8 protein-coding genes are annotated in these 9472 nt (G+C 46.5%); 4 read left to right on the top strand and 4 right to left on the bottom strand.

Translation table 11 applies throughout. From position 1 onward, the window contains the following. The first annotated feature begins 123 nt into the window (after positions 1-123). On the top strand, positions 124-642 hold the full coding sequence (locus tag LQ567_RS00890) for a TlpA family protein disulfide reductase (RefSeq protein WP_231002194.1): 519 nt from the start codon (positions 124-126) through the stop codon (positions 640-642). 68 nt (positions 643-710) lie between these two features. Here the strand turns inward: LQ567_RS00890 and LQ567_RS00895 are convergent, their stop codons facing one another. The 4 genes from LQ567_RS00895 to LQ567_RS00910 all read right to left on the bottom strand — a co-directional run bounded on the left by LQ567_RS00895 (position 711) and on the right by LQ567_RS00910 (position 5907). Then, complete coding sequence (locus LQ567_RS00895) at positions 711-1973, bottom strand: serpin family protein (RefSeq protein ID WP_231002195.1); 1263 nt, start codon at positions 1971-1973, stop codon at positions 711-713. 71 nt (positions 1974-2044) lie between these two features. Continuing rightward, positions 2045-3166, bottom strand: a complete 1122-nt coding sequence (locus LQ567_RS00900; RefSeq protein ID WP_231002197.1) for a glycosyltransferase — start codon at positions 3164-3166, stop codon at positions 2045-2047. Positions 3167-3293: 127 nt separating this feature from the next. Further along, entirely contained in the window at positions 3294-3926 is a 633-nt protein-coding gene (locus LQ567_RS00905; RefSeq protein ID WP_231002198.1) for a carbonic anhydrase, read from the bottom strand. Between the two features lie 70 nt (positions 3927-3996). Beyond that, a complete protein-coding gene (locus LQ567_RS00910) occupies positions 3997-5907 on the bottom strand; it encodes an SPFH domain-containing protein (RefSeq protein WP_231002200.1) in 1911 nt (636 codons plus the stop codon). A gap of 171 nt (positions 5908-6078) precedes the next feature. On the opposite strand from LQ567_RS00910, the gene LQ567_RS00915 reads away from it, so the two are divergent. The 3 genes from LQ567_RS00915 (at position 6079) to LQ567_RS00925 (ending at position 9356) form a co-directional block, all read left to right on the top strand. Further along, complete coding sequence (locus tag LQ567_RS00915) at positions 6079-6981, top strand: hypothetical protein (RefSeq protein WP_231002202.1); 903 nt, start codon at positions 6079-6081, stop codon at positions 6979-6981. Positions 6982-7070: 89 nt separating this feature from the next. Beyond that, positions 7071-8210, top strand: a complete 1140-nt coding sequence (tgt, locus tag LQ567_RS00920; RefSeq protein ID WP_231002203.1) for a tRNA guanosine(34) transglycosylase Tgt — start codon at positions 7071-7073, stop codon at positions 8208-8210. A 42-nt stretch (positions 8211-8252) separates the two neighbouring features. Further along, positions 8253-9356 carry an LptF/LptG family permease gene (locus LQ567_RS00925; RefSeq protein ID WP_231002205.1) on the top strand — a complete coding sequence of 368 codons (1104 nt, stop codon included), beginning with the start codon at positions 8253-8255 and terminating at the stop codon, positions 9354-9356. Positions 9357-9472: the final 116 nt, after the last annotated feature.

Genomic DNA, 9472 nt, shown 5'->3' on the forward strand with positions numbered 1-9472 from the left:
ATATTAGTAAAATTGGACTGCGAATATACAATTTAGCCTGCAGCTATATGCATAAGATGGGATAAATAAGCCACGTAATATTTAAAAGGAATGCTAATTTAGCGGATACCGAACAAGGATGTTATGATGAAAAATATGGTTCTTTTGGCACTGCTGATGGCCAAACTGATTGCTGCCGGAGCCCAGGATGAGGGTGTATGGAAAGTGCCCAAAGGTGCGCCGGTTCCGGATTTTGGTTTCGCTCTTAAAAAGGGAGGCGATTCTGTACGGATCAGCGACTATAAAGGCCGGGTAGTGCTGATCAATTTTTTTGCTACCTGGTGCGGCCCTTGCCGGGCGGAGCTGCCAAGGGTACAGCGGGAAATCTGGAATGTGTACAAAAATAATCCTCGTTTTGCGCTGTTTGTCTTTGGGCGGGAGGAGGGCTGGGATAAAGTGAATGCCTTTGTACAGCAAACGAAATTCAGTTTTCCGGTACTGGCAGATCCTGACCGGCGCGTTTTTTCGCTGTTTGCGGATAGCTTTATTCCCCGCAACCTTGTGCTGGATGAAACGGGCAGGATCATTTACCGGTCCGTAGGCTATGATAAGAAGGAGTTTGAAACATTATTAGAACTTTTAAAGCAGCACCTGGCAAAATAAGAATACCGGCGGGCAAAAGAAAGCCCCGCAGACCGGAAGGAGTGCGGGGCGTGGATTTGGTGTATGCTCTATAGTATTGCTACGGGTTGATAAATGCTTCCCATAAACAGGATGCTTTTTGAAGTATTTTCACTGATGATGATCCCAAAAGGACGGTTGCAGATAAAATAGGGATACATGGCCCCGCTGGTGCCAGTAGCGCCCGCGGCTGTAACCGCCGCTGCCTCCGTGCCATCTTCATCTACGGAAACGTAAGTGCTTTGCTGCACAAGACTTACAAAAGTGGGTTCCCTGCTAAATGCACTGAAATTGGCGGCCTGGGGATCAAAGGCGTTCCTTATCCCCATGGCCTCCAATACGGGTATCAGTTTGAATGCCTGCTGTAGCTTAAACCGGGGGAGCTCAATGCCCACCTTGGTCGGTTTAAAAGATTTCAGCAGCGCATTCCACTTTTGAGTGTCCATCTGGTTAAATAGGTTGGCAACGGCACTTGTTTTTGGCAAAAGGATGGTCATGGTAAACTGTCCGTTGCCGTATGGTTTTTGAATGGATTGAAATTCGTTGGTGCTGGCATAAAGCACTGTATCGGTCTGCCGCATCATGGCGGTCTGCATCCGTGTGCCGTCTTCTTTTAAGAATGTGGCGGCTACTGTTCTGTTTTTGTCAAATTTTGTGCTCCAGTCTCCTTTGAAATACAGGGCATTCATCAGCAGTAGCACCAGGTTCGAATCCAGTTCTTCCAGCACGGTTGGTATTTTTCCATTTGTATGATCGCTGGCCCATTTATTGATCACCGGCAGATCCGACGGTTTAAAGGGCAGCCCAATGGTCTGTGTTTTGTAGTAGTCGCCCAGGGTTTTCAGAAAACTGGCTTCAACAGGAAAATTGTTTTTATAAAATACGGCGTTGGCCGGTTGAAAAGTAACCGCAGGGTCGGCATTGGGCAATGTTTCCAAAAGAGCAAGGCAATCCTTATTTAAGGTACTGCCAGACAGGTCTTCGGCCTGCAATACCTTCAGGATCTCGTCTTTGGTTGTGCCGGAGGCACCATTGGCCAGCATGCTCAGCGCAATGTGCAGGCTCAGCGGCGAAGCAAAAAGATTGTGGCCTGCCGGCTGCTGTTTTTGCAGCGCTTTAAAAAAGGAGAATGAAAATCCGGATATGGACTCATGAACTGCCGCAGAGATCAGTACCGGAGCTTCATCTTCCGCCTTGGGTTTGGGAGCGGGCGTTTCCTGATCATCGGGGATTTTTTCAAGTGGTGCTTTTGAACAGCTTCCCATCAGCAGTGCTGCGCATACGGCCACGTAAAACAAGCGCCATTGGTTCATGGTTTGTCTGGTTTAAATTAGTTACCCAGACAAAGACGGGGAAATAAACCGTTTCGCAACAGCCGGAATAATTAATTCCAGGTTTTTTTTTCTTTTTTTATAAGCGCCGGGGCAAACAGCAGGTAATAGAGCAACATCCAGAGGTCCATCACCAATACCCATTTCCCCAGGTCGGCCTCATTGAGCTTTTTCAGGGAACGGCCGAAAATAACCTGCTGGATGATTGATTTTCCGGCCAGGATGGCCAATCCGATCCGCCAGCTGTACGAGATGCAACAAGCGATCACCAGAAAATAAAATAAAAAATGAGACAAACTGTATAATCCTAATAGTATCTTGTGTTTAGGTTTATAATATTTGGAGGTGCTGAAGTGCCTTGTTTTTTGATAACGCCATTCTTTCCAGGTTTTTTTAGGACTGCTGAGCGTATGTGCTCCGGCATCGATAACGATGGCGGTATTTTTCCCGGTGGCCACTTTGTTAATAAAAAGATCATCATCGCCCCCGGGGAGATGATTCACATCGGAAAACCCCTTATTTTTCAGGAAGAGGTTCTTTTTATAGCTCAGGTTCCGGCCTACGCCCATATACGGATGACCGGCCAGGGCATACGATAAATATTGCAGGGCGCTGTGAAAGGTTTCATAACGGATGACTTTATTTAAAAAGCCCGGGTGTTTATGATAAGCGCCATAGCCGAGTACGATGTCAATGCCATCTTCATACGGCTCCTGCATTTTTTGCAGCCAGAACTCGGTGGCCGGTACACAATCCGCATCCGTTAATAAAAGAATTTCATGAGCGGCTTCCCGGATGCCCATCGACAGCGGGTATTTTTTGCCGGGTATATGCTGTGCTTTTTGCCGCAGGTTTAAAATGGTGAGTCCGCCATACTGGGCATTCAGCTCCTGTAATATATATTGACTGTCATCCACCGAATTGTCATTTACTACCAGTATCTGGTGACTGGAAGGGTAATCCTGGAACAGGAGCCCGGGAATATTGCGGGCAAAATTCCGTGCTTCATCCTTGCCGCATACAATAATACTTACCGGATGCTGCTGCATGCTGGTTTTGGGTTTGGGCTTAAAAAACACCAGCCGCGCAAAAAAATAAAAATAATAAAACAGGAGAACAGCTGTAACAAGCAGTAATGCAATAAATATAATATATCCAGGGGTTAGGTCCGGCATGGCGCAAATATAAGTCTACCGTCTGAAAAACAATGGAATCTTCCCGGTGCCCACGGGAGGAATAAAATCACCGCTTATTACCAGGTGGCTGGCCGGAACAGTAGAAAATTATTACAGGCAGCGCGTTTTAAACACCCTGTTCGCTTGTATGAAAGGTTACGGCTCCGGTGGAAACGTCATACATTGCGGGGATTATTTTTATTTTTCCGCTATCGGCAAATTGCCGGATAATACTGCTGCGTTCCAGCAGCTGCTGTACAGACCGGTGTACATTCAGCAGCGCTACTTTGTTTACAAAGATTTCATTATTACCGGTCCGGTTGCTGATTTCTGTGAATTCCTGGGGCAGACATACGCTTATTTCGTGCAGCAGGCAGGAAAAATGCTCGGTTGTTACATGGTTACAGGCACTTTTTACCGCGGCGCAGTCGCTGTGCCCCATAACAACGATTAATTTGGCCCTGGCTATTTCTATGGAAAATTCCAGAGATCCCAATATATGCGGTGTTACAATATTGCCTGCAATACGGAGGTTGAAAATGGCGCCCATACCCTGATCAAAAATAAGTTCGGCCGGAGTACGGGAGTCCATACAGCCGAGTATCGTTGCAAATGGCTGTGGCTCCTGCCGGGAATGCTGCATTTCTTTCAGCAGGTTGCGTTGGATTGTTTTGCCGCTTAGGAATCGTTCATGACCGGTTTGCAATAATTTAAAGGCAAGGTCTGGTGTCATGTCGGAGGTGTTATTTGGAGAAGTCATTTGAATACCGGTTTATTAAACAGGTGATGTATTATTTTTTCCAGGCATTATGGCAATACGGCAGGAATGGTTAAGAATTGTTCTTGCTGGTTTTTCCCTGCTGGATCATTTGCATTAACTGCAATCCCATTAAACCGCTCAAACTGCCTTCACCACCACTGCCGCTAACAATCAGATCGGGTATGATTTTGATATTCCCTTTTCCGATTTCTTCGGTTATTTTAAACCGGCTGAAATTCTCACCGCCCATTGCCCGGGCTTGTTGTTCATATGCGTCGGCAGTAGATTTACCAATGGCGCTTATTTTTTCGGCTTCTGCAAGCCCTGTTTTGCTGATTTTTTCTGCGTCTGCGCCTGCGTTGAGTCGGGTGGCCGCTGCCTGGGCACCGGCACGGGATTTTGTGGCTTCGGCTTCTGCATGGGCTCTCATTTTAATGGCAGTGGCCTCCGCATCTACCTGCAGTTTTAAACTGTTAGCATCGCCTTCTGCTTTTTTAACGGTTGCATCCGCTGCACGCTGGGCAATTTCCACACTTTGCTGTGCTTTTACAATTTCCTTCTGCATATCCGCAATAGCGGTTTCCTTTTCTACGCCCTGCCGTTGCTCCTGGGCCATTTTTTGTATCTGGTAGGTCTTTTGTTCTTCTTCTGCAATCTTCCGGTCTGTAAGTGTTTTCATCAGCGCCTCAGGAGGGAGAATGTCTCCGATCAGTGTATCCACTGCATTTACATTATAGTCGTCCAATACGGTTTTAATATGTTCCTTTGCTGACTGCTGCCGCTCCTTACGGGTAATCAAAAAACTGATCACATCACTATCCTGTGCGGAGTTACGAAAATAGTTGCCAATAGTGGGTTCTAATACCTGGCTTACCAGGTTGCTCATGCTTCCAAAACGCGCAATGACCTTGGGTGCTTCTGTGGCGGGAATGTGAATAATTTGCGATACATCCAGGTTAAACGGGAATCCGTCTTTAGACCGGACGGTAATGGTACTTAAATTTTTATCGAGCTGGTGCGATTCATTCCGTGCATTGGCCCAGTTCAGTACCAGGTTGGTTGTGGGCACCGGTTCCACTTTCATCGTGTATTTGTTAATGGGGTATTTGCCCGGTCCATAGGCCTCCATCCAAACTCCGCGCTGGCCCTTGCTTACAATATTGCCGTGTTTGAAATGCTCGCCCGTTAAGTCCTTGCCTTCCTCCCCAATATAACTAATAACAACTCCTACATAACCGATTGGCACGTCGGTCATCTGTATTTCTTCTATTTGTACGGCCCAGGGATTAATATTATAACTGCCGGCAAGGATAATGGAGGGCTGAAGCCCCCTGTTTCCACCATTTTTCAGAAAGGTATCAATGTCCTGGAAATTATTATGCCCCTGGATTTGTCTGCCCGCAATCTGTCCGCTTTCAATCGGAAGTCCGTCCAGTGTGGTTACAATCCCAACCATATTCTCTTCAATAATCACCATGTTGGCAATGGTTACCGTAAAGGCAAAAGTGTTGATCCGGTAGGTTCCCGCAGTGATATAGGCCGTTTGGCGGCCCTTTTGTCCTCCATTATTCAAAAACTTATCGGCATCCTGGAAGTTGTCCGATTCTACCCTCCGGGCCAGGATAGCGCCGGTAGGTATTTCAATGCCATCATTTGCTAAAATAAGTCCAATCTGCCCTTCCGGTATGATAGTAAAAGCCTGCATCTGTACTCCGTACTGCCAGGGCCACATGCCCCAGTAAAGCCCGGGCGCCAGCGTTTTTGCCTGAAAACCGGCTTCTCCCTTAGTAGCAATAATACGCCCGTCCGGAAGCCCTTTGTGCGCTCCAAAGAGTACAAATTTTTTGGTAACCAGGCCAATTTTGTTTTCCGGAACAATGACCATTCCAAAAAAAACGCGGAGGATGAATTTGTAAAACAGCAGTACAAATAAAGCCACGAATATCCACCAGTAATTCAAAAAAAGTGTTGAGGTGCTCATAATTGTTCTTTTAAGTGTTTAAGATTAAGAGTGTGATTTTTTGTTGTACAAACTTCAAAAAGCTTTAAAATATAAAAACCTTATAAATACATTTTATTGCCTTTTTTCAGTCTTATATTTGTCGTATATTGAAACCCTGCTGATATTTGTTAAAAGATAAAGGAATTTGAAATGAAAAAAGAAGACCTGGCGCATTTGGAAAAACTGATGAATTTCTTGGCCGGCCATTTTCTTAAAAAAACTACCTGGAAGGATGTGTCAAAGTCGGAGTGGTCCTATGTTGTAGCCGATTTGAACCGGAAATGGAATGAGCGGATAAAGAAGCTGCGTATTAAAAGCACCGCCGATTTATTGGGTGAAAATTACCTGTATGAGCACCTCGTTATTAATAAACTAAAGGCGGCTGAAAACAACCGCAACCTTTCCGGAATCAGAAGTGTGAATTTTAATAAATTAAACAGTATTGTTCAGGTGTTGGGGTATGATAATTATGTAGACTTTATCCACTCGCACACCGAAGCTTTTAGCTTTAATGATTTAAAAATCAGTATTCCCAAAGCAACGGTAAATACAAGACTGCTGGATGAGCTGGTGGGCTTTTGGTATTCTTTTAACCGGAACCTGCCGGATAATCCTGAAAAAATAAACGAGGAACGGATCTGGCGCTCGGCGGTTGAGATTTACAAATCAACCGCTTCGGGCGAGTACCTGGTGGAGCGGAGCGGGGGAGACAATCATAAGTATTATGGCAAAATAACCGCTTATGCCGATTATGTTTTTATTATTATGAACAGTAATACCTTTATCCGGCAGCGGCATTTTATTTCACGTTTAAAGGATATCAACGAAAAATTAAAGCAACCCCGGTATAGGGTACACGAAATGCACTTTATAAGTACCTGCATTAGTTTTAACCAGGAACCGATTGCTTTATTTGAAATTTTTCAGAAAGTAAAAGCTGCTAAAGACTTTGTAACGGATTCGATCAGTTTCCCGATTGAGAGCGGCGAACTTCCCGAAAATGTTGTTTCGTATTTAAAGGACACCGAAGAAAACCGGATGAGTTACCGGTAAGATGCGGGAGATGGTGATGCTGACGATGTAATAAACTGTTCGTAATAAATCATAAATACCTGCGCTTATATTAATTTTGCGGCCAATTTATGGCACAACTCAGTTTTCAGTTACAACATACCGATACCGGATCTGCCGCCAGGGCCGGTTTGATCCAGACCGATCACGGACAGATCGAAACCCCCATTTTTATGCCGGTGGGTACTGCGGGTTCCGTAAAAGCCGTTACCCAGGCGCAACTGGAAAACGAGGTAAAGGCCCAGATCATTTTGGGCAATACCTATCACCTGTACCTGCGGCCGGGACTGGAAGTGCTGGAAAAAGCCGGCGGACTGCACCACTTTAATCAATGGCACCGGCCCATTCTTACAGACAGCGGCGGGTTCCAGGTTTTTTCACTGGCCGGCACGCGTAAGATCAAAGAGGAGGGCGTCACCTTTGCTTCGCATATCGACGGGAGCAAACACCTGTTTACCCCGGAACGGGTAATGGATATACAGCGGGTGATTGGCGGTGATATTATTATGGCCTTTGACGAATGTCCGCCCGGCGGCAGTGAATACGCCTATGCCCGTAAAAGCCTCGATCTGACGCACCGCTGGCTCGACCGCTGCTGGGAACGGTTTACCGCCACACCGGATAAATACGGGTATACCCAAAACCTGTTCCCCATTGTACAGGGAGCTACATTTAAGGACCTGAGAAAGGAATCCTGTGATTTTGTTGCCCAAAAGGATGCACCCGGCAATGCCATCGGCGGACTGAGTGTAGGGGAGCCTGAAGACAAAATGTACGAGATCTGCGACTGGTGCTGCCAGCATCTGCCTGTACAAAAACCCCGGTATCTTATGGGAGTGGGCACTCCCTGGAACATCCTGGAGTGCATTGGGATGGGGATTGATATGTTTGACTGCGTAATGCCTACCCGCAACGGGCGCAATGCCATGCTGTTTACATCGGAAGGGGTGATCAATATCGACAATAAAAAATGGGAATTTGATTATTCGCCCATCGACGCGCAGCTTCCCAACCCCATGAGCAACGGTTATAGTAAGGCCTACCTGCGGCACCTCTTCAAAAGCGGGGAGATCCTGGCCCTCACTATTGCCAGTGTGCATAACCTGGCCTTTTACCTGTGGCTGGTAAAAGAAGCGCGCCAACAGATCCTGGCGGGTACGTATCACGCGTGGAAAAACCAAATGATTGTTAAGTTAAAAACACGCTTGTAGGGCCATATCTTTTTTTCGGTTACTTTTACAGATAATATTTTCATGAAGAAGCTGGACTGGTACATATTAAACCGACTGTTGATTTCGTTTGTATTTTGCATGTTGCTGTTTACAGTAATTGCGGTGGCCATCGATACCAGTGAAAAATCGGATGATTTTGTAAAATCAGGACTTTCTTCCTGGCAGATCTTTACCAAGTACTATATGGGGTTCATACCTTATATATGGAGTTTGCTGTTTCCGCTTTTTGTGTTCATTGCCGTCATTTTCTTTACCAGTAAAATGGCCCTGCGTTCCGAGGTGATCGCCATTCTTGCCAGCGGTACGCGCTTTACGCGGTTTTTGCGTCCGTATATGATCGGCGGATTATTGCTGGCAACCATACTCTTTTTTGGAAGGGCCTACTTTATCCCGATGGCCAATACCATCATGAGCAACTTCCGGAAGACCTATATCGATAAAAACGACCCGCTGAAGAACCGGTCGGAGAGTGCCTGCAGCACCTGTTTTTATAAGCGGGTAGACAGCATCACCTATATGGGAGTAAAGAATTTTGACGCCGTAACGCAAAAAAGCGGCGCCTTTTTTATGGACCGGGTACGAAGAGGCAAGCTGGTGTATAACCTCCGTGCAGAATCCGTACGCTGGGATACCACCAAACGACAAAGGAAATGGATCGCTGAAAATGTGGTGGAACGCATTGTGGACAGCCTGGGCGAACGCGTAACACATTCAAAGGAGAAGATAGTGCGGCTGAATATGGCGCCTGATGAGCTGATAAAAGACGAGTACCTGAAAGATAAGCTGACCACCCCTGGATTGAAGCGACTGATCAAAAATGAGGAACTGAGGGGTACGGAGGGGCTGAATGCCTTAAAAGTGGAATTGTACAAACGCACCTCAACTCCGTTTACCGTGCTGCTGCTCACCTTCATCGGAGCGGTTATCGCCAGCCGTAAAACCCGGGGGGGAAGTGGTATGCACCTGGCCCTGGGAATTGTGATCGCAGCCGTATTTATCCTGGCCGACCAGTTTTCGACCGTATTTTCCACCAAAGGTAATTTCCCTCCGTTGCTGGCCGCCTGGATGCCCAACCTCTTTTTTACTTTCGTAGCACTCCGGTTATACAAAACGGCACCCAAGTAAGCTGCCGGTGTTCATTCAGATGCGGATTTCAGAATCCAGATTTGAGAATCCAGAGTCCAGATTTGAGCGTCGAGCATTGAGCCTTCAGCCTTCAGCATCGGGCCTCCAGTATTGAG

This window comes from Niabella pedocola (assembly GCF_021044425.1).
Taxonomy (GTDB): domain Bacteria; phylum Bacteroidota; class Bacteroidia; order Chitinophagales; family Chitinophagaceae; genus Niabella; species Niabella pedocola.